The 20,478-nt window shown below is 56.0% G+C and carries 20 protein-coding genes; 11 read left to right on the top strand and 9 right to left on the bottom strand.

All coding sequences use genetic code 11. From position 1 onward, the window contains the following. Positions 1-206: 206 nt before the first annotated feature. The gene (locus RBH33_RS03475) at positions 207-1,670 is read right to left on the bottom strand and encodes an amidohydrolase family protein (protein ID WP_306730742.1); all 1,464 of its coding nucleotides are present in this window, start codon (positions 1,668-1,670) and stop codon (positions 207-209) included. Between the two features lie 84 nt (positions 1,671-1,754). Between RBH33_RS03475 and RBH33_RS03480 the strand changes: the two genes are divergently transcribed. Together RBH33_RS03480 and RBH33_RS03485 are read left to right on the top strand one after the other, a co-directional pair. Further along, positions 1,755-2,786, top strand: coding sequence for an AraC family transcriptional regulator (locus RBH33_RS03480; protein WP_306730743.1), 1,032 nt, complete (start codon positions 1,755-1,757; stop codon positions 2,784-2,786). Positions 2,787-3,146: 360 nt separating this feature from the next. Then, entirely contained in the window at positions 3,147-3,335 is a 189-nt protein-coding gene (locus RBH33_RS03485; protein WP_306730744.1) for a hypothetical protein, read from the top strand. Between the two features lie 55 nt (positions 3,336-3,390). On the opposite strand, the gene RBH33_RS03490 is transcribed toward RBH33_RS03485, so the two are convergent. After that, the gene (locus RBH33_RS03490; RefSeq protein ID WP_306730745.1) at positions 3,391-4,380 is read right to left on the bottom strand and encodes an LLM class flavin-dependent oxidoreductase; all 990 of its coding nucleotides are present in this window, start codon (positions 4,378-4,380) and stop codon (positions 3,391-3,393) included. Between the two features lie 186 nt (positions 4,381-4,566). Here RBH33_RS03490 and RBH33_RS03495 point away from each other — a divergent pair, with 186 nt between their 5' ends. After that, positions 4,567-4,815 carry a hypothetical protein gene (locus tag RBH33_RS03495; protein ID WP_306730746.1) on the top strand — a complete coding sequence of 83 codons (249 nt, stop codon included), beginning with the start codon at positions 4,567-4,569 and terminating at the stop codon, positions 4,813-4,815. Positions 4,816-4,897: 82 nt separating this feature from the next. Here RBH33_RS03495 and RBH33_RS03500 read toward each other — a convergent pair whose 3' ends face one another. Continuing rightward, positions 4,898-6,400, bottom strand: coding sequence for a DUF5666 domain-containing protein (locus RBH33_RS03500; RefSeq protein ID WP_306730747.1), 1,503 nt, complete (start codon positions 6,398-6,400; stop codon positions 4,898-4,900). Further along, a complete protein-coding gene (locus RBH33_RS03505) occupies positions 6,397-7,239 on the bottom strand; it encodes a DUF6502 family protein (RefSeq protein ID WP_306730748.1) in 843 nt (280 codons plus the stop codon). The genes RBH33_RS03500 and RBH33_RS03505 overlap by 4 nt, the downstream gene beginning before the upstream one ends. A 165-nt stretch (positions 7,240-7,404) precedes the next feature. On the opposite strand from RBH33_RS03505, the gene RBH33_RS03510 reads away from it, so the two are divergent. Together RBH33_RS03510 and RBH33_RS03515 are read left to right on the top strand one after the other, a co-directional pair. Then, positions 7,405-9,174: a DUF4382 domain-containing protein gene (locus RBH33_RS03510; RefSeq protein ID WP_306730749.1), complete on the top strand. Its 1,770-nt coding sequence runs from the start codon at positions 7,405-7,407 to the stop codon at positions 9,172-9,174. A gap of 186 nt (positions 9,175-9,360) precedes the next feature. Further along, positions 9,361-10,335 (top strand): DUF4382 domain-containing protein, encoded by a 975-nt coding sequence (locus RBH33_RS03515; RefSeq protein WP_306730750.1) that lies wholly within the window; start codon positions 9,361-9,363, stop codon positions 10,333-10,335. An 84-nt stretch (positions 10,336-10,419) separates the two neighbouring features. On the opposite strand, the gene RBH33_RS03520 is transcribed toward RBH33_RS03515, so the two are convergent. Beyond that, the gene (locus tag RBH33_RS03520; protein WP_306730751.1) at positions 10,420-11,940 is read right to left on the bottom strand and encodes a DUF5666 domain-containing protein; all 1,521 of its coding nucleotides are present in this window, start codon (positions 11,938-11,940) and stop codon (positions 10,420-10,422) included. Continuing rightward, a complete protein-coding gene (locus RBH33_RS03525) occupies positions 11,937-12,764 on the bottom strand; it encodes a DUF6502 family protein (protein ID WP_306730752.1) in 828 nt (275 codons plus the stop codon). Before RBH33_RS03525 ends, RBH33_RS03520 begins: the two co-directional genes overlap by 4 nt. A 351-nt stretch (positions 12,765-13,115) precedes the next feature. Between RBH33_RS03525 and thpR the strand changes: the two genes are divergently transcribed. Next, positions 13,116-13,643 carry an RNA 2',3'-cyclic phosphodiesterase gene (gene thpR, locus RBH33_RS03530; RefSeq protein ID WP_306730753.1) on the top strand — a complete coding sequence of 176 codons (528 nt, stop codon included), beginning with the start codon at positions 13,116-13,118 and terminating at the stop codon, positions 13,641-13,643. Positions 13,644-13,688: 45 nt separating this feature from the next. Continuing rightward, positions 13,689-14,465, top strand: coding sequence for a 4'-phosphopantetheinyl transferase family protein (locus RBH33_RS03535; RefSeq protein WP_306730754.1), 777 nt, complete (start codon positions 13,689-13,691; stop codon positions 14,463-14,465). 16 nt (positions 14,466-14,481) lie between these two features. Here RBH33_RS03535 and RBH33_RS03540 read toward each other — a convergent pair whose 3' ends face one another. After that, positions 14,482-15,438: a helix-turn-helix transcriptional regulator gene (locus RBH33_RS03540; RefSeq protein ID WP_306730755.1), complete on the bottom strand. Its 957-nt coding sequence runs from the start codon at positions 15,436-15,438 to the stop codon at positions 14,482-14,484. 125 nt (positions 15,439-15,563) lie between these two features. Here RBH33_RS03540 and RBH33_RS03545 point away from each other — a divergent pair, with 125 nt between their 5' ends. Beyond that, positions 15,564-16,208, top strand: a complete 645-nt coding sequence (locus tag RBH33_RS03545; RefSeq protein ID WP_306730756.1) for a glutathione S-transferase family protein — start codon at positions 15,564-15,566, stop codon at positions 16,206-16,208. Between the two features lie 7 nt (positions 16,209-16,215). Here RBH33_RS03545 and RBH33_RS03550 read toward each other — a convergent pair whose 3' ends face one another. Continuing rightward, the gene (locus RBH33_RS03550; protein WP_306730757.1) at positions 16,216-16,941 is read right to left on the bottom strand and encodes a DUF6445 family protein; all 726 of its coding nucleotides are present in this window, start codon (positions 16,939-16,941) and stop codon (positions 16,216-16,218) included. Between the two features lie 113 nt (positions 16,942-17,054). On the opposite strand from RBH33_RS03550, the gene RBH33_RS03555 reads away from it, so the two are divergent. From RBH33_RS03555 to RBH33_RS03565, 3 genes are all read left to right on the top strand, one after another. Beyond that, positions 17,055-17,792 (top strand): DUF1499 domain-containing protein, encoded by a 738-nt coding sequence (locus tag RBH33_RS03555; protein WP_306730758.1) that lies wholly within the window; start codon positions 17,055-17,057, stop codon positions 17,790-17,792. A 70-nt stretch (positions 17,793-17,862) separates the two neighbouring features. Continuing rightward, positions 17,863-18,600 carry a TVP38/TMEM64 family protein gene (locus RBH33_RS03560; RefSeq protein WP_306730759.1) on the top strand — a complete coding sequence of 246 codons (738 nt, stop codon included), beginning with the start codon at positions 17,863-17,865 and terminating at the stop codon, positions 18,598-18,600. Between the two features lie 29 nt (positions 18,601-18,629). Beyond that, positions 18,630-19,391, top strand: a complete 762-nt coding sequence (locus RBH33_RS03565) for an SDR family oxidoreductase (protein WP_306730760.1) — start codon at positions 18,630-18,632, stop codon at positions 19,389-19,391. A gap of 57 nt (positions 19,392-19,448) precedes the next feature. Here RBH33_RS03565 and RBH33_RS03570 read toward each other — a convergent pair whose 3' ends face one another. Next, positions 19,449-20,474, bottom strand: a complete 1,026-nt coding sequence (locus tag RBH33_RS03570; RefSeq protein ID WP_306730761.1) for an alpha/beta hydrolase — start codon at positions 20,472-20,474, stop codon at positions 19,449-19,451. Positions 20,475-20,478: the final 4 nt, after the last annotated feature.

A 20,478-nucleotide genomic window follows, 5' to 3' on the forward strand; every position in this document is an offset into this window, starting at 1 on the left:
ATGCCAGCGTGTTCGTGACACTATACATTGGCCGTTTAGGCCAAACTAAGGTGTATTGGTACACCAACTTTGGCCACTGCGAGGCGAGCAGTAATCACACGTAGTCGGGTAATACATCCTGAAAACCGGCAGGTGATACACCGCGTAATGCAACGCGAGTTTGGCACAAGTTATCGAAACTAGCGCTGTAGAGTCAGGCGGTGGCTTTAGTCGACAAGCCGCTTCGCAGAAAGACTCTCCCGCTTTACCGGCCGACCTTTCACGATCACCCACTCAATGGAATCCCAGTTTGATGCGCTTTCCCGGGGGTTGCGCTCGAGCAGGAGCAAGTCGGCACGTTTGCCGACGTCAACGGTCCCCAAAACCTCTTCCAGCCTCAGCACTCGCGCATTGCCGATGGTCAGTGCGTTGAACAGCTGCTCCGATGTTGCTCCCGCTTCGACCCAAAGTTGCATCTCCCGCCAGCCGTTTAGGCCGGGGAATTGCGTATAAATGGGACCACTGGGGGTGTCCGAGCCGAATACCACTTCACCGCCCTTCCTAAAGAGCTCAGCCGTAAACCGATCCAGCACTTCAAACGGCCTGGCGAAGGCGGCCTCAACGGCGCCGTGACTATGGTGCCCGTCCTTCGCTGGCAGCCCCTGAGACACCTCTTTTGCGAACCACTGCCCTGCGTTCGAGCGATACCAGCCTATCAATGCGGGAGGCATGGCTTGGGCCAATTCAGGTTTTTCGAAGAACGTTGGATCGAATAAGTCCCGCTCGCCTCGAATGACTTGCATGGTGGGCTGCACCTTAAGGTTCGCGCCAGCGACTTGTTCGGCAAGAAGAGCGGCCTGGTCCGGCTCGCCGTGCCAAAGACCGTGTACTACCATGTCGATCCCGGTTTGCAGGGCAAATTTGTAGGCGTCTTCGCTGTTGCCGTGGAGATAGACGGGCAACTGGTGAGCATGGGCGGCCGTCACGAGTTGACGGACAGTATCTCGCGACGGCACCGGTAGGTTTTTGAGACGACCAAAACCGGTCTCGTAAAAGATCTTGATGCAGCGGGCATCGGTGCGCACGATTCGCTCAACCAACGGCCGTGGTCTGTGATCGTCGCTACCTGGGGTGGCCTTCATCAGCTCCGGCTGATTCGGATCGTAGAGATAATAGTGGGCAGCGGGAGTGTGTAGTTGATCTTCCGGGGGTATCCATGCCAGAGGATAGCCCCCTGGAACCGGCGCGCCAGCGCAATGATACGCCGTGGGCGCTAAAGGTTGTTTGTTCCAGTCATCAATTAGCGAATCCCCGCTGAATAGATCTAGGACCGTGGTGAACCCAAAGTAGAGGTAGCTGCTAGGAATTTGGCTAAGCGCTTCTTCCCGTACTGCTTGCGGCATCGCCGGTGACTCCCCGGGCACGCCTTGCAGGTGTACGTGACTGTCGATCAGCCCGGGCGTCAGGAAGCGCCCCTTCCCTTCGATCACTTGGTCAACTCGCACCTGATCACCGCGGGCCGTAAGATCGCCGATGGCGCGGATGGTTTCGCCCTCGATAAGGACGTCTACCGCGTCACTGACAGGTTTTCCCGGCGATACGACGCGCACTTCTTTGATTAAAACATTTGCTGCGCTCCAGGATGGCAGCAATATGAAAACACTCATTAGGCAGAGGGGTAGCAGTTTCACGGTACGAGCTCCTTTTAGATAATCTGGTTCCCGCAATCCTGGCCCGTATCGATGTATGATGCGTCCTAAAACGCGATTGAGGACATGAAATTGCTGGCTACCATCTACGGACTGAGCACCGTGCTATGCCTGCTCGTAGCCGTAAGTTTTCTAACCACTCGCGCTGAAAGCCCGCTCTGTGCCCGGGTTTTGGCCGCAAACTATTTCCTTTATGGATTCCAGAGCCTGCTGGCCACGCTGCTGCTTTCCAGCGTTTGGCCGGAAGCGGGAACCATTCGGGCAGTCGGCGCCATGGCACTTGGCCCTGCCTGGTACGCCTACTATATGAGCGTGCTTGATCCAGTGGCTCTTCGAAACGGTCGCCATTGGCCACACCTATTGCCTCCTGCCTGCATGGTTGTGGCGCTTGCCAGCGGTTTATGGCGCATAATGGACTTGCTGATCATCGCCAGCTTTGCTGGGTATTGGTTGGCCTTGGTGCGGCATCTTTTGACGGGGAGTGAACCCAAACTTACCGGGATCCACAACTTTGACAGCGCCCGAGGCTGGCTCCGGGTGCTGGCCTCCATGATGCTAATCAACTTATTCATTGAGATAGGCGTAACGGCCGAACTGGCGCTTGGCACACCGCTGCGGGACGCTCTGTCACTGAAGATTGGCGTCACGCTATTTTTCATATTCAACTGCATTGCCCTCTTGTTGGTGCTTTCCCGCGCCCCGTTGCTTGAGTGGATGCACCAGCTAAAGCCCTGGCCCGCAAAGCCTAAAGCGCCAGAGACGGAGCTGAAAGCGGTTTTTGAACGCTGGCTGCATTTAATTTCAGAGCGCGAGCTTTACCTTAGCGAGCACAGTGTCACCCTGGCCCGGGCCGCACGCATGCTGGGAGTGCCCTCGCGTTTGTTGTCGCAGGCCATTAACAGCTGTTACGGCGCTAACTTTTCCCGCCACCTCAATGACTTGCGGGTCGCGCGGGCGCAAAGCCTGCTCAAAGAAAGCCCAAGCATGGCTGTGACCGATGTCTATGTGGAAGCCGGATTTAGCACCAAGTCCCACTTCCACCGGGAGTTTGCCCGCGTCACCGGCCTTAGCCCGAGCGACTATCGGCGAATCGCGTAGTCGGGCCTGTTTCGAATGGCACTGACTTAAGCCGCAGCTCGCCTTGGGCACCCGCGTTTGCTGATTTTATCGCGCGCTTTTTGCCGATCCCTTTTGAATCTCACTAATTGGCTTCGAGCTGCGCTTGACGAGCCGTGGCTCGGCTCTCCCGGGTCGCGTATCAATTTGTCCCCGGCAGCACAGATTCCTCCAGGCTAACCATTCCTTTAGTGTGTGCTTTAGACTCAGCTGCAGCGTTGACAAGTCGGCGGATGGTGCACTTGCGGATGTCTGGGCGGGGCCACTAAGCGTGGCCGACAATATTGCTATTGGCGGCATGATCAAGTCTACATTGAGGCCACTTCGTCGAATGACCGGTTTTTGCATAGATTGATCAGCCAGCACATTACCCTAACCTCCACCAATAAGGAGGCCATTGCCGCCACCATCCCAAAGAAGTACTCCTACGAGATGGACTGGACACTGGAGGTCTTTAAGGAGCTTGATTGGGCCTATTCCACCGACGCAGACGACATTGCTGTGCGCTACATCAAGACTATGGCGTCATGAACACTCTGTTTTTGACACCATAAGTTGGCGCCGCAGCGATGGCGAACGTCCAGGTTCAGCCGTCTCCAGCCATGGCCTGGGCGATGATTTCCACCGAGCGCAGCCGTTTTGCGGGGTCAAATACGTCGGACACGATCATTAACTCATCGGCTCCCGTTTGCTCGATGAGCTCGTGCAATCCATTGCGCACAGTGTCGCGGCTGCCGATGACACTGCAGCGCAACATTTGCTCGGCTTGAAGCTTTTCCATGGGCGTCCAATAGGACTCGATATCGTCAATAGGCGGCTGCATCAGGCCGCGCGCGCCGCGAAAGATATCGGCAAAGGACATTTGCTGGGAGGTTGCCAGATAGTGCGCTTCTTCGTCCGTTTCGGCGGCAATTACATTGACCCCCACTAACGCATAAGGCCTTTCCTGCTGCACCGAAGGCTGGAACGTTGTTCGATAGATTTCAAGCGCATCGTAAAGCGCTTGCGGGGCGAAATGGGAGGCAAAGCCATACGGCAACCCCAAGTTTGCCGCCAGTTGTGCGCCAAACAGGCTGGAGCCCAGTATCCAAAGAGGCACCTCAGTGCCCGAGCCGGGTACGGCTTCTATACGCTGGCTAGCGCTCTTGGGTGCTAGGTATGCCTGTAACTCCTGTACATCTTGAGGAAACTTGTCCGCATTAGCAGGATCCCGGCGCAAGGCTCGCAACGTTATAGGGTCGGTTCCCGGTGCGCGGCCAAGCCCCAGATCAATACGCCCGGGGAAGAGTGTCTCCAAGGTGCCGAACTGCTCTGCAATGACATAGGGCGCATGGTTTGGCAGCATAATTCCACCAGCGCCTACGCGGATACGCTCGGTGCCAGCCGCGATATGGGCGATAACAACAGCGGTAGCCGCCGTGGTGACGCCCGGTAAATTATGGTGCTCAGCCACCCACACACGACGGTAGCCCAACCGCTCAGCAAGTTGCGCCAAGGTTCGGGCTTCATTCAGAGCTGTGCGGCGGTCCGCCCCTTCCCGCACGCGGCCGAGCTCAAGAATGGAAAGTGGAATCATGGAATGATCTCGTTTGAACTGTTGGCGTTGATTGCTGGCCAAGCTAGGATTCATAGCCAGTGTGTCATGTAAAAGTGGAGTTGGAAAACACCCATCGGTTCCAAGCCCTCAGGGCCGGGCCACGTCACTCTCTGTTAAAATTTCCCTCTCTGTTAAAATTTCCCTTTTACTTCGTAATGAGGATCTATGGTCAACAAACACATACAAGCACTGGATTTCGCCCGTAGCGGCGATTGGGACGGGGCGCACGAATTGGTGCAGGATCATTCCGATGAACTGTCCTGTCTGATTCATGGGTACCTGCACCGTGAAGAAGGCGATATAGGAAACGCCCGTTATTGGTATGGGCGAGCGGGTGCGGATATGCCGAACAATACGCTGGCGGACGAGCTGGAGCGTTTGTCCCGACTGGTGAAAGACGAGTCGGATACCTAAGAGAAGTAGGACCGCTGTAGCGGATTCGCCCCGTGTTGGTGTGGCCAGCTCCGGGGCTTATTGCTTTGCTTCGTTCCGGGTCTTAGTGGCGAGTCGTGGCACCGTGCCCAACCCCGCCAGGCCGCCCCGCATCAAGAAGCTCCTCACATTCGGGGACAAGAATGGGGCACTCCCCCAAGTCCGGTAGGTCGGGTATGTTGGGCAGGTTAAGGTGGTTGGCGGTAATACGGCGTTGGCCAGAGGCGCTGCCTGCCACTTTAACGATGTCACCTTCAGTCAGTTGACCAATGAGCGCCGCCCCTACCGCACCCTGCAAATCCACAGACACGCCCATAACCACGATCTGATTCTGAGCCAAGTCGATTTGGCTCACAGGTCCTCGCAGATTCACGCCAGTCTCAGCATCCAAACGTTTGACGCGAGTGATGATCAGTTGATCACCGGCGTAGCGGGCGAACACCTCCACGTAATCGCCCACTCGCAGTTCGTTCATATTGATCAGGCGGTTGGGGTTCGGCCCTAAGTCCTCAAACGCGGTAAGTCCGGTACTGGTGTAAGTGGTGCCCATAATCACCACCGTATTGGATTGTGGGTCCACGTCATCCACCAACGCACGAGCTCGGTATAGGCCCGGCAGCAGCAAGCGCACTTGCTGAGCCTGGAGCATTCCATTTTCCAGAGCGCCAGACACGGCCACCCGAACACCGGAGGTCAGTTGCTCCGCCGTACCGCCGGAGAGTTCGGCCTCCGAGGCATCGACGGTTTGCCCGTCCAGTTCAAACTGCCCGGTCGCTTGCACGTTCTTCGCCATACCCTCGAGGGAGATCCATGTGCCTTCCTCCAGAGCTGACTCGGCAGCGACAAAGCGCACCCGCATCGCGCTTAGAACGTCTCCACTCCTTTCGCCCTGAACGCGTACCACTGCTCCATTACTTAAGTCGTCCAAACTGCCGTCTTCAAAAACGGCATCAGAGTATTGAACCTGCACGTCTCGCAACTGGAAGTGTGTGCTATCGCGGTTCAGGTTTTGAATTTCGCCACTCACTTCGTCGTCAGCGTTTTCGGCGGCGGCCGCTACGCGCGATGCGACCAAACGGCCTTCCGAGTCCACAAAACCGCTGACATCAAGTCTGATTCCTTCACCCAGCTCTTCGAAGGTCAGGCCTGCGAAATGAGTGTCATCGTGAACGACCAAAGTTTGCCCCATGACGGCCAATACTTTGCGGGTCGCCGTAGTATCCACGACTTCCGACACCGTACCCAGCAACGCACGGCTGTAGAGCACTCGCTGAGCCACTACTGTGCCGTGTTCATCGCGCTCCGCTTCCACCTGCACCACCATGCCCAGCTCGATAGCCTCTTCCACGACGGTTTCGCCGTTGGCGTGGATCTGCGCGCTACTGATATCAATGCGCTCACCATTGACCAAGATGCTGCCGTAGGACGTGACACTTCCGCGCGAGGCTACCGGGCTGCCCGTGCCTTCGATGCCGGCCGTCTGATCGTCCTCATTCGCCAGGCAGCCAATGAGCGTCAGACCCATTGTCAGGACGCAAACCTTGCGCCAGCAGTTGATCAGTTTCATGAGTTGTCCTCTTGAGAGTCATCCGTGTCCGGATATTGAAAGTAGTAGAGGCCGATCCCGGCGCGAGCCTTACCAGCGCCCTCGCGTTCGGGCATGGATTCACGGTCGTACTCGGCCAACCAATCGTTGACCTTTAACAAAAACGTTTGCCCTTCTTCTGCGCTGCGCTGACGAATACGGTCCAGCAATTCAACGGGAATATGGCTGTAAGACACTGTGCGTTGAATGAAGGGGCCGGGTGCCGATTTGGAGATGTTGTGGTCCATGGTGCTCAGCAGATCCTCGGCTGCTGTACCAAAAATTCGCACGTTCTCTTGCATGTCCTCCATGGGAATGTAGCCGCGTGCTTTTAAGGCGACGCGATCGCCAGACTTGCTTACCGCCTGGATGCGCTCCAGTTCATCCAGCAGTGCGCGCACAGGCACGTCGGTGCTGTAGTCGCGTACCAGTTGCCCAAAGCTCGCCCCATTGCCCTGATCATCAATGATCAGCTCCGCTGGCTCACCTTGTGCATTGTGAAAGCGCACATCATTCAACCAGCCGGTAATCACCCGGGCTGCCGCTGTCGGTCGCTCGCTTGCCCCGTCCGATAGCGGGTGGGGGCGCTCCAACAGCTTGGCGATATCTTTGCGATTGATCCCAGTCAGCACGGCCATGCGCGAAAGGCTCTGTTTACGCCCCGGCAGTGAAAAGTCCTCTCGCGCCACGTCCACATAGGCATGCCGGGCAATGTCCGCGAACAGCCGGTAGGACACGCCGTGGCGCATCAACAGGCGCACCATCGGCCTCAGCACTTTGTATAGGGCCCGAAAGAGGGCTTTTTGGGTTTCATCGCTCATATTGGGATTATAGTGTCAAATTGGCTTTTGTAAATGTGAACCACCTCACTCTTTGCGCTCCATATTTGGGACTATAGTGTCAAAAAAGGAGATTAACTCGAATTCTCTTTGCTCAGGTAGGCGTAATCAGCGCCTTTAGACACACGCAACACAGTGAGGTGAATCATGACCACATACCGAAAGTATCTGACCCAACTAGTCCTGGCGGCATTCTGCGCAGCGTTGGTGGCCTGTGGTGGCAGCGATCCCGCCGAAGAGAACCGGGGAAGCGACACAGACAGCAGCAACGACACAGGGAGTTTTACTCTTGACGTGACCGACGCCGCCGTGGATCTCGCCAGCCAAGTAGTGGTGGAGTTTTCCGGCGTATCCATTAAGCCTGCTGCCGGCGATGTCGTGACGTTCGAGTTTGATCAGGCCATGAGCATTGATTTACTCGCCCTGCAGGGTTCGGCGTCGCAGAACCTGGTGGCCAATGCGGAAGTGCCCGCCGGGGACTATGAGTGGATTGAGCTGCACGTAAACGCTGAAAACGACGGCGTTTTGGATTCCTACGTGGAGCTTAAAACCGGGAATGTTTTGGAACTGAGCATTCCCAGCGGGGCCCAGAGTGGGTTGAGACTGGTCAGTGGCTTTACCGTCAACGCTGGGGGCCACGCCGACTTCACGGTTGATGTGGACTTGCGTAAGTCCATAATCCTGCCCCCCACTAACATTTTGGACGGTGCGCTATTCAGACCCGCCTTACGGTTGATAGACAACACGACGTCCGGGACTGTGACTGGCGAGGTGGAGAGCGAGCTACTCACGGCTTACTGTGAAGATCCAGCCAATCAGGCCGGCGCGGTCTATGTGTTTAGCGGAGCCGATGCCAGTGTATCCGACGTACGCGGTAGCGACTCTGACCCCCTCACTACAGCCCTGGTAAATTATGAAGACGGCGAGTACCGCTACGAAGTGGGTTTTCTGGCTGAGGGCGAGTACACCCTGGCGTACACTTGTGACGCGTACAAGGACGACCCGGAACACGCCGACAGCCTGACCTTTGTGGGCGAAACCAACGTTTCTGTACAAGCCGATGCTGAGACTGAGCTTAATTTCACCAGCGAGAGTGAAGCTTCCAGCGGCACCATGAGCATGGACATCACCGACGCGCCGGTCGACAGCGCCAACAAGGTGGTTGTTCAATTTGACGGCGTGGTGGTCGGCAGTAGCTCCGACTCTGGCCGCAAAATCATCGAGTTTGATGAACCTGTAAGCTTGGATCTGCTGACGTTGCAGGGTCAAAACAGCGCATCGCTCTTTACTCACGAAACCCTCGCCGCTGGCGTTTATGAGTACATTCAGTTGATGATCACCGCCGAAGCCAACGGTGAACTGACCTCCTACATTGAGTATGAAGACGGCACTCAGGCTGAGCTCTTTATCCCCAGCGGCGGGGCTTCGGGGTTGAAACTGCACGGTCCCTTCCACGTGGAAGCCGGGGAGAGTCATGAATTTGTGGTGGACTTTGATCTGCGCAAATCCGTGCATTATCACCACAGCATGCACTCCGCCATCCTGCGCCCCGCGTTGCGAATTGTAGATAAAGCCTCCGCCACACACATTCGCGGCGAAGTGGAAGAGAGCCGAATCACGGGCGCTCATTGCAGCACCCACGCCGCCGTGTACGTGTTCGAGGGCAGTGACGCCCAACCCGATGAACTGGGTAGCGACAACGAGCCCCTGACGTCTGCCCTGGTACAGGCCACCGCCAATGGCGGTTTTGAGTACGAGGTGGGCTTCCTGGCACCCGGTGACTACACCCTGGCCCTCACCTGCCAGGCAGACCTGGATGACCCGGAGTACGGTAACGATGGCATCGTCTTCGAACACAGCGCCAACGTGAGCCTGGAGGCACACATTGAGCTGGAACTGAATATCGGCTTGCAATAATCGCTGACTGCACGCTGTGGCTCACTTGAGTCACAGCGTGCCATTAAACAATCCCTTACCCCGTTTTTGCTTTACAAGGGTTAATTTGGGACTATAGTGTCAAATACAAGTGAAAAACGGTCTTCCACGTCCGGTGCAGGCGACACACTCACGGTCGACGAATCATCAATACAGAGGTACGGCATTATGAAAATTATTCCTAAACACACCACCAAATTGTTACTGGCGGCCTCCATCGGAACCCTAGTCGCCTGTGGTGGCTCTACCAGCGGAAACGCCAGCGGCGAAACCGGCCATTTCAGTCTGGCCGTCACCGATGCCCCCATCGATTCAGCCACCCACGTCGTGGTGGAGTTTACCGGGGTGTCCATCAAGCCCGCGGACGGCGAGGCCATTGTTTTTGAGTTTGATGAGCCCAAAAGCATTGACCTGCTGGCCCTTCAGGGCTCGGCCTCCGAAAGCCTTCTGACCAATGAAGAGGTCCCCGCTGGCCAGTACAACTGGATTCGGCTGCACGTGAATGCCGAGCACGACGGCGTTTTGGATTCCTATATTGAGTTGGAAACGGGTAACCAGTTGGAGCTTCGAGTACCCAGTGGCAGCCAAAGCGGTCTGAAGCTAGTCAGCGGGTTCGCCGTCAATGCGGGCGCTAGTGCGGATTTCACCATCGATTTTGACTTGCGCAAGTCCATCGTCCTGCCGCCGGGGCTTAGCGGTGCCATGCTCAAACCCGCGTTACGCTTGGTTGATAACACGGTATCCGGCAGCATTGCCGGCTCCGTAGACGCCGAATTAATCACCGCCCGGTGTGAAGATCCCGCCAACGAATCCGGCGCGGTGTACGTATTCAGCGGCGCCGATGCGAGCGTCAGTGATGTCAGCGGCTCGGACAATGATCCGTTGATAACCGCGCTGGTTAATCATGACGGGAACGAGTATCGGTACGAAGTAGGCTTTTTGGCTGAAGGCGATTACACCCTGTCCTACACCTGTGACGCCCGTCTGGACGACCCGGAAGCGGAAGATGACTTAACCTTCGTAGGCACCGCCAACGCTTCGGTAGAAGCGGGCGCAGAAACGGAACTGAACTTTACGGTAGAAAGTGAGGAGACTGAAGAAGACGAAGAAACCGAAGAAGGTGACGAGTCTTCTGAAGAGTAAAACACAACGCACCGGCTCCGCCGGTAAGCCATAAAAAAAGCCGCGGTGATTTCATCGCGGCTTTTTTTATGGGTGTAAAAGGTTTTAGAAGCGGAAGGTGGGCGGCTCCATACCATCCCACTCAAGACGGCTGGAGGTCAGTTCCCTCGGTGGCGCACAGCCCAGTCCCGGCGGGAAACATCCAGACAAACCGGGAACATCCAAGATATTCAGGACCTCGGCACTGATCTCACGGGAGCCCGTCAAGGTGCCCTCTACCGTGACCATATCTCCCAAACTCAGGTTCGGAATCATTTCAGCCCCAAGATCTTCACCCAGGTTCACCCACACGTTTTTCACCATAATTTGATTATCCGCCTGGTTGATCTCCGTTACTGGACCACGAAGAGTGACGACGCCGGAATCACCATCAATACGTTTGATGCGTGTGGCCAAAACCTGCTCGCCCAAGTCTCGCGCGAACAATTCCACTTGGTCGCCGACGCGGATTTCGGTCATGCCAATCAAACGATTGGGAGAGGGCGTTCGATCCTCAAAAGCCGTTAAGGAAGTTGCTACGTAGGTAAGCCCCATGACCACAACTTCACCCGTGGCGGGATTGATATCTTCCACCGTGCCGACCACCCGCTCAACACCGGGCAACACCAATCGCAATTCTTCAGCCTTCAGCTCACTGCCTTCAATCCGACCCTTGACCATAACCCGGATGCCATTCGCCAATTGATCTAGCTCGCCGCCGGAGATGCTGGCGTCCTCTGCATTCACGGACACACCGTTCAAGCGGAAGTTGGCGGCGGATTGATAACCCCGAACCACTCCTTCCAGAGAAACGCGTGTACCATCGGGCATGGATGCGGCATCCTGATCACGGAGGGTGACGCGCTCGGCCACGAACGAATCCCCATTCTTGGCACCGCGCACCGACACCCTTTGACCCTCAGCCAAGGTATCCGCGCTCACACCAACGAAGACAGCCTGCGCGTAGTCCACACTCAGGCTACCCAGCTGGAAAGTCGCGGCGCTGGCGTTAAGCCCCTGCACGTCCGCATTGACTTCACCCATGGCATTCGTCGCGGCCTGGGCCACCCTGGTGGCCGTAACGCGGCCTTCGGCGTCAACGAAGCCACTGACGTCCAGAGTCACGCCCTTATCCAATTCTTCGAAAGCAATCCCCGCAAAGTGCGTGTCATCGTGCACGATTAAGGTTTGCCCGAGGACCTTCAATTCTTTATGGGTACTGCCGACATGAATGACCTCGCTGACCGGACCCTGCAAATTCCGGTTATAGCGGACGTTGAGCACGTTGACTGAACCACGTCTATCCCGCTCCGCCTCAATGTATACATTCATGCCCAGTTTAATGGCATCCTCCGTCGCCGACTCGTCATTAACCTGAATCGCCGCGCCACCGATCTCTACGCGCTGCCCATTCACAATCACACTACCGTAAGCAGTGACCGTTCCCTGGGTGTTTTCACTGGTGGCGGGCGCACCTGTGCCTTCGATTCCCGCCACATAGGTATCGCTTTCCGTCAAGCAACCGCTCAGCGCCATTGCCAGCGCCAACATAAGCGGCAAAGAATTTCTGGGCGCGAATAAACTCATGACTGAACCTCGTGCGTATCGTCCGCATGTTCAAAATAGTAAAGCCCGATGCCCGCCCGATAGCCTGCGGCGGAATCCGTTTCCGGTGCCTCGCATTCCGCCAACCACTCGTTCACTTTCAGTAGAAATTCCTGTCCTTCGGCGGCGCTGCGCCTGCGAATGGTGTCCAGTAGCTCGGGGGGAATGTTGCGATAAGCGACCGTACGCTGAATAAAAGGGCCGGGCTGCTCTTTAGCAATATTATGATCCATAGTCGCCATCAAATCTGCGGCCGCCGTTCCGAAAATGCGAATATTTTCCTGCATATCCTCCACGGGGATATAACCTCGCGCCGCCAAGGTTACTTGGTCGCCATCCTTATTCACCGCTGCGACACGTTCCAGCTCATCCAGCAAGGCGCGCACAGGTACGTCCCGACTGTATTGGCGCACCAGTTCGCTGAAGCTCGGCGCGCCGTCGGCCGCTTCCACCGGCAAGGAGGCCGGGCTGCCATCGGCGCTGTGAAAACGCACATCGTTAATCCAACCGGTAATGACCCGAGCGGCAGGCGTGGGCTTCTCCGGCGCGGCACCGGAGAGCGGGTGCGGCCGATCCTGCAATTTGGCGATGTCTTTGCGGTTGATGCCGGTGAGCACGGCCATGCGCGACAAACTCTGCTTGCGACCCGGTAGAGAAAAATCCGAACGCGCCACGTCCACGTATACATGACGCGCGATATCCGCAAAAAATCGATACGACACTCCGTGGCGCAAAAGAAGGCGCACCATAGGCCTGAGAGTTCTATAAAGGGCTCTCGTAAAAACAGTTTGAGTCGTATCCGTCATGGTGTTGAGTATACCGTCAATTTCTTGTGCAAAATATACACACTCTTTTAATTAATTAAATTTGGGACTATAATGTCAATTACTCGTTTTTGAGGCGTCTTCCTTTTGACGAGCGACGATCCGAGTGTGCAACCAAAGCAGCTTTTTACCGCGCAACGGCGTCGAATCACACTTAGCCTGGGCAGAGTGCGACAGCTCTACTGCCTTTTCCAGGCCGCGATACGCCCCCCCAATAGTATCGCGGCCTTTTTTGTCTTCCTATCCGATTGCAACAGAACCCCTTCAGCAGGCATATTAGGCCGAACGTTCGGCTCAGTTTGCGCACTGGGTTCTGACTGATAACGGAGTGTTATGGAACGACTTTTCGTAGGGCTGGAGATACCCCCACTTATCAGAGAGGAGTTAATGCGCCTGCAACAGTGTGCGCCTTCCTCAAGTCGCTTAAGCACGCCGGATCAATGGCATTTGACGTTAGTGTTTATTGGTCAGGCGGAGCTGTACACTGCCCGCCAAGCACTCTCGAGCGTCAACCACTTTGCACCCAAGATAACGCTCACCAAGCCCGGCTACTTTGGCGCCGGTCGGCGCCTCTCCTACTGGGTGGGCATAGAACCCACGCCAGAGTTACTAAGTCTGCACCATACTTTGCGAACAGCGTTGCAAAATGCCGGGCTTCAATCCGATGATAGGTCTTTTGTTCCGCACATTACCCTGGCACGGAGCCGTGGCAGCGCCACAACCGCGGAGCGGGAACGGTTTATGCACCAGCGCGTGCGCGCCGAGCGTTCTTTTTATCCCGCTGACTTCTGCCTCTTTAGCAGCGAAACCCATTCGGCCGGCCCCATTTACCGGGTTGAAGGACGCTACCAGCTGGATTAGGGTACGGACCATAGAATACGGATTTTTTAACCGAGTATTGCAATCATGATGTTGCTACCGCAAAACATTGCCCACATCTGGCTGGTTGACTTGCGTACCGTGCCGGATGCACGGCTGGAAGACTATCGCAAGTTGCTGAGCGAGGACGAGCTCGCGCGGCTGGAAAACTACAAAAACCCCAAGGTTCAGCGCACGCAGTTAATTACCCGCGCGGCGGTGCGCGTTTGCCTGTCCCAATACTCGGACAGCATTCCCCCAAAAAGCTGGCGGTTCGAGCGCAACGAAGACGGCAAACCTCAGTTAGTACAACCGGCACCCATGCCTTTGTCTTTCAACCTGAGCCACAGCGGCGATTGGCTGGCCATTGCCGTAACTGTGGAGACGCCCTTAGGCGTGGACGTACAACATAAGACCACCCGCCCCGCGCACCTGGAACTGGCCCAGCGTTACTTTCATCCGGACGAAGTTGAGGAACTGGAAGCTTGCCCAAGCGAGGCGGCGAGACTGGAGTTGTTTTTTCGGTTCTGGACGTTGAAAGAAGCCTACTTAAAAGCCCGGGGTACGGGCATCGTTACCGGTTTGGAAAAAATTCGCTTTCACATTGATAACAACGGCTGGATCATCGCCACCATGGCACCGGAACTGGACGATGACAGTCAGCAATGGCAATTTCATCATTATCATCTGGGTGAAGAATACAGCCTATCCTTGGCGGTGAACCAACCCCGCGCCCAGGACGCCTGCCCCTGTTTCTATAAAGTTATTCCCCTGGCGCTGGAAGAGCGTCTGCACACCCAGGCGCACCGCATACTCCTTCATTAAACGCTTTCGCCGCGTTCTAATCGCACGCTTGTGCCAGTCTCTGCGCATAGTCCCGCACAACCTGTTTTAGCTCTGGCGGTCCCACCACGGTAAATGGAAAAGGTAAGCGCGCCAGCCAAGCGCCGAACCAATCAATGCTGTCGGTGTGTGTTTCCAGAAATAATCCTTCCGGTCGCTGCTGAAAAAGTCCGCTTACGTCCGAGCAAAAGCTGAACGCCTCGGTAGCGGTCGTCACGTCTGTATGCAGCAGTATCGACACCAAATGATTCCGCGGAAACGAATTGAGGCTTTGCATCAGGTGTTCAGCGGGGTTGAACTCAGGCGGGCGTTGGAAGCGCGATGGTCGTGGCAGGACTTTGTCGATGCGATCCAGGCGGAAAGAGCGCATGGCTTGGCGCAGGTGGCAAAAACCGCTCAGATACCAGCGTCCGTTCCAGAACGTTAGTCCGTATGGATCCACGTGCCGCTCAATCGCTTTTTGCTCTGGGGGCTGATACACGAAGCCCACCGTTTGTTCCGCCTCTATGGCACGAGTAAGGGTAACCAGGGCGCGATCGTCTTGAGGCGCATCGGTGCGAGGCAGCATAAACTTGGTGGTGTCACGCAGACTTTGGGCGCGGCGTTTAAGATTTTCCGGCATGACCCTTTCGAGCTTTGCCTCAACGCTATCGATAGCCGGCGTAGCCTGAGCCACACCTAACTCCCGCGCGGCCAGCAGACCCAGAACAATGGCCTGAGCCTCTTCGTCGGTAAACATCATGGGCGGCAACTTATAGCCCGGCACCAACCGGTAACCACCATAGCGGCCTTGTTCGGTGGTCACGGGCACGCCCAACTCCTCCAACATGGCGATGTAACGGCGTACCGTGCGCCTATCCACACCCAATCGCTCGGCCAGCTCGGCACCGCCCATCAAACGATGATTCTGCAGTAACTCAAGTGCCGCCAGTACGCGGGTAGTGGGAGCTGACATGGCCGCCTCTCCTGGGTGCGAAAAAGAATTTGCAGTATGCCGAATATATAGGACGGGATATAGCCTATATCGCCATTACTCTTTACTCGCAATCTGCACACTTCAATAGCACTAAGGAGAGAACCATGTCTGACATTACCCTTTACACCCACCCTTACTCCCGTGGCCGTATTGCGCGCTGGATGCTCGAAGAAGTCGGTGTGCCTTACACCGTGGAGGTGAAAGAGTGGGCCGCCATGAAAGCGCCGGAATACTTGGCCATAAACCCAATGGGTAAGGTACCCGCCCTCACCCATGGCAATTTGATCGTAACCGAGGTGGCCGCCATTTGCGCTTATTTGGCGGATCAATTCCCCGAGAAAGGTTTGGCGCCCGCTCCCGGCAGTCCCGAACGCGGTTCCTATTACCGATGGCTGTTTTTTGTCGCGGGTCCGTTGGAAATGGCCACTACAGCCAAGGCGTACGACTGGCGCATTGACGCAGACAACGTCACCGCTGTGGGTTGCGGTTATCACGCCGATACCGTGAACACGTTGGAATCCGCTCTGAAACAAAGCCCTTATTTGTGTGGCGACACCTTTACTACTGCCGACCTGTTGGCGGGCAGTTATATCGGTTGGGAAATGATGCAGAAGAATCTGGAAGAACGGCCGGTATTTAAGGACTATGTGCAGCGAGTGGAATCACGGCCCGCAGCCCGGCGCGCCAACGAGTTGGACGATGCCTTGCTGGAAGAGCCGGCCTTGAACCGGCCGCCAAAAACCGGCTAACAGTAGGTTACCCGTTCAGCAAAAAGGTGTTTAGGGATAAGCGCCCGGTACGCGGATTGGGATCGAAGTTAAAGTCTTCGGCGATATTGCCCGAATGCAAAATCGGGCAACGGTACAACAGCAGGCGATTGAACGCGGCATCAAAGGATCCTGTGCGCTCAAACAACTCGGTATCGCCATTAATGTAAGCCGGGGGGGGCTCCCGCCCCTCGCGAATGGCCGCTTCCAGACTGGCCATATACGCAGGGTAGCGCGCGTCGTCCACGTGCTCAAAGCCGGTGTCCCGATGGCGGTACACGGAGGTACCACCATGCTCCGCGCCACACAGAAAATGGATCATGGCAAACTCGGTGGGCACGGTGGAATCAAAATGAGGAATTCGCTGCGGAATGCGCAGTTGATCCGGCGGCGTAGTCACCAGCGAATACGCTGACTCCACACCCGTGATCGCTTGAGAATCTACGCCAAACACACGCTCCAGAATCGGCGGCAAATAGGTATACAGCGCCATAAGATAAGATTTGGGCGCGGCCGCGCGGACCCCCGGGTACAGGCTGTCCTGCTCACCAAAATCCGGCCGCTCGGCAATGTAATCCACCAGCTGCTCAGCATCGGCCAGAAAGTTGTCAATCACAACCACCGTCTGACTCTCGTTACCGAACTGCTCCACCCTCACGGCAAAATCTTTGTGGCGCTCAAACTGCACCTGCGCGATGTCTTGCTTGGCTTGCATGAAAAGGGACCTTTGCTCTCGGGGATAAAAGCGCTAGTCTATGACGTTTGCGGACAAACCCCAATAGCGAAACGCCTTCGGTCCGTCTCTGCCCCATGCATCAAGGACGCGTCATGAACAAATTATTGAGTACCCTTATCGCCGCCAGCGGTTTTGTGGCGCTACTGCTCCTGGCCCTGGCAGGCCCCCTGTACCGACTGGAGTGGTTGGGCCTGGGAATGGCCTTTGGCATGATGCGCTGGGCCTTTTTTATTGGCGTCGCCAGCGTGGTGCTTATTATCGGCTACAGCCTGTGGCGCCGCCCCGGCGGGCGCTTTGGCTCGGTGCTGGCGTTTTCAGCCTTGGCCGGGCTTGTCGCCGCCTATATACCGCTCAGTCAGTTGCAGGCGGCCCGCTCCGTCCCGCCCATTCACGACATTTCCACGGACTTGGAAAATCCGCCGGAATTTGTCGAGACCCTTCCCCTGCGTCAGGATGCCCCCAATCCCCCCGAATACCCCGGCGAAGAAACTGCCGAACAGCAGCGTGAGGCCTACCCTGATTTGGCCCCCCTCATTTTGAAGTATCCCCTTGAACGGGTCCACGAAGCCGCTGAGCAATTGGTGGAACAGCTAGGTTGGGACCTGGTGGCCAGCGTGCTTGATGACAATAGGGCCCGCATCGAAGCTACGGACACCACGCGCTGGTTCGGTTTCAAGGACGATGTGGTCATTCGACTCATACAGGTAGACGAGGGTACGCGCCTGGACATGCGCAGCAAATCTCGTGTCGGTGGCAGCGATATCGGCACAAACGCCGAGCGCATTCGCGAGTTCACTCGAGCCCTGCCTGGAGCGCTTAGCAGCGAATAGTCGGGCAGTTTCTGAAATCTCGGCGCCGACTGGTACAATGTGCCCACAGCCACTAACTAGCTACAGACCTATGACCCGTACCCCAGAATCCCAAGCTGACACCACAGCCCCAAGAGGCAGTCAGCGCAAGACCATTATTATTTTGGTCACGCTGGCGGTGTTATTTATCGCCTTCATGTTCATTCCACTGCCCTTCAGCACCATTATTACTTGGGGAGCGGAGGTGGCTCACAACCCATTTGCCATTGCCTTAATCTTGGTTGTTATGGCCGCCATGATGACGGTGGGCTTGCCGGGCAGTATTTGCTTTTGGTTGATTGCACCGTTTCACCCACCATTGGTAGCCACACTACTGCTGCTGACCGGCAGCTTGGCGGGTGCTATTGGTGGTTACCAACTGAGCTCGAGACTAAGTTACGCCGCGCCCAAATCCCGTCTGAGCAAGCGCATTACCAAACTGCTCACGGAGCGCAGTGATTTGTTTACCCAAACCTCCCTGCGGGTATTGCCGGGTTTTCCGCACGTGCTGGTGAATTTCACCAGCGGTTTTTTGCGCTTGCCGTTGCCGACGTTTATCCTCGCCGCCATCCTCGGTCTGACCAGTAAGTGGGCCGTGTACTGTACCGCGGTGTATGGCGCCAGAAATGTGCTCCAGGCGGAAGAATCTCTGAGCATTTCGACGCTCATGCCTTTGGCCATTCTGGGCATTATGCTGTTGATTAGCGGTCAGCTTAAGCGCCCACCGAAGGGCGAGAGCGACGATAGTGAAGACGGCGCAGACGAAGACTTCGAAGGCAAAGAAAATTAATATTTTTTAGATAGCAACGGACGCGCATCATGGCCAAAACGGTTCTCATTACTGGCGCCTCATCTGGGTTCGGCGCCGCCTGCGCGGAGAAATTTGCCGAGGCAGGACACAATCTCATTCTACTCGCGCGCCGCCTGGATCGTTTGGAGACTCTGCAGCACACATTGCAGGATCGCTGTCAGGTTCACATTGATCGCCTGGATGTTACTGATTCATCGGCGGTAAGCGATGTACTGAATCGCTTGCCGAGCGCGTTTAAAAATATCGATATTCTGATCAATAACGCAGGCCTGGCACTAGGTCTCGACCCGGCCCACAGTGCCAGCTTGGAAGACTGGGAAACCATGGTGAATACCAACATCCTGGGCCTGCTGCGCGTCACCCACCAAATACTGCCGGGCATGGTGGCCAAAGATTCCGGCCACATCGTCAACATAGGCTCTACCGCCGGTAGCTGGCCTTATCCCGGTGGCAACGTTTACGGCGCCACAAAATCCTTTGTGCAAACCTTCTCCCGTCAGCTCCGTGCCGACTTACTGGGCAAACACATCCGCGTCAGCAACATAGACCCCGGCCTGGCGGAAACGGAGTTTTCTCAGGTGCGCTTTAAGAACGATCGGGAACAGGCCACTGGTGTGTACAAAGGCACCCAACCCCTTACCGCCAAGGACATTGCCGAGATCGTGTTCTGGGTTACTAGCGTCCCGCCGCATATCAATATCAACGCACTAGAAGTCATGCCCGTATGTCAGGCATGGGGACCTTTGAGTGTGGATCGAGAAATGGGGTAAGTCAGGCTGAGCCTACCCAAGGCCAGAGTTTAGCCTTGGGGACTCTCGTCTCTTGCTTTAAAGCTCAAACACTTGGTTTAAGAATTCAACCATATCACTCACCGTTGGCTCCGAAAGTTCGTCAAAGCAGCCGTTGTTGTGTTCATTACAGCCGCTATCGAGAAAGCCGTGGTCCTTGCCATCGTAAATGGTAAACTGCACGGGTTGGCCCAGCTTTTTGAGCTGCTCAACGTAGTCTTTTGCGCTTTCCGGCGTAGTCAAACGATCCAGCGATCCAACCAATACAAATTGCGGCGGCAGAGCGTAGGTTTCAGAACTCACCAGATACTGATCAGGTGATACAGCTTGATAGTATTCAGGGTGATCTTCGACATTCACTTTATCGCCGAACACACCGCGCGCTTCAACACCTGCCCACCCCCAAAATGGGTTACTCTGCTGTTCAAAACCACCCTTGGCTGCGTCATGGAAGTTAAATGCCGCGTAGCTTAGTATCACCGCCTGCACGCGCATACGATCTTCCTTGGCGACTTGTTCGGCGCTTAGCCCTTCGGGCAAGTAAGTGGGCTTAAAACCTAGCGCCCCCTTCTCAAAGCCTTTGCTGTTCAAGTTGCGCCCCGCAAGGGCGACCATGGCGGCAAGGTGCCCGCCAGCACTGTCCCCGGTTATAGCAATTTTATCAGCGTCTCCCCCGTAGCGATGAATATGCTGCTTTACCCACAGCATCGCCCCCATCACATCTTCAACCATTTCGTTGAGGGTGGTTGTGTTATCAAGATCGCCCAAGGAACGGTAGTTAACATTCACCGTTATGATATCTGTGCGTTTGGCTATGCTATTAGCCAGATCCGACATAATGGAATTGTCGTTGAGCAACCAACCACCGCCATGAATGATCACCAGTACGGGTTTGCTCTTAACATCCGACTCTGGCACCGCGATATCCAATGTGAGGTCCAAGTCTTTGGGGCTTGCCCACACAATATCCTTGTGGTGCACAATTGAGTGCTCGGCCAACGCTGGCGGACTCGCAAGCACAAGCAACCAACCAGCAACAAACAGTATTGCTCGCCATACGTTCATAGGG

It is taken from the genome of Marinimicrobium hydrolyticum (assembly GCF_030848505.1).
In the GTDB taxonomy this organism is placed as follows: domain Bacteria; phylum Pseudomonadota; class Gammaproteobacteria; order Pseudomonadales; family Cellvibrionaceae; genus JAVDDU01.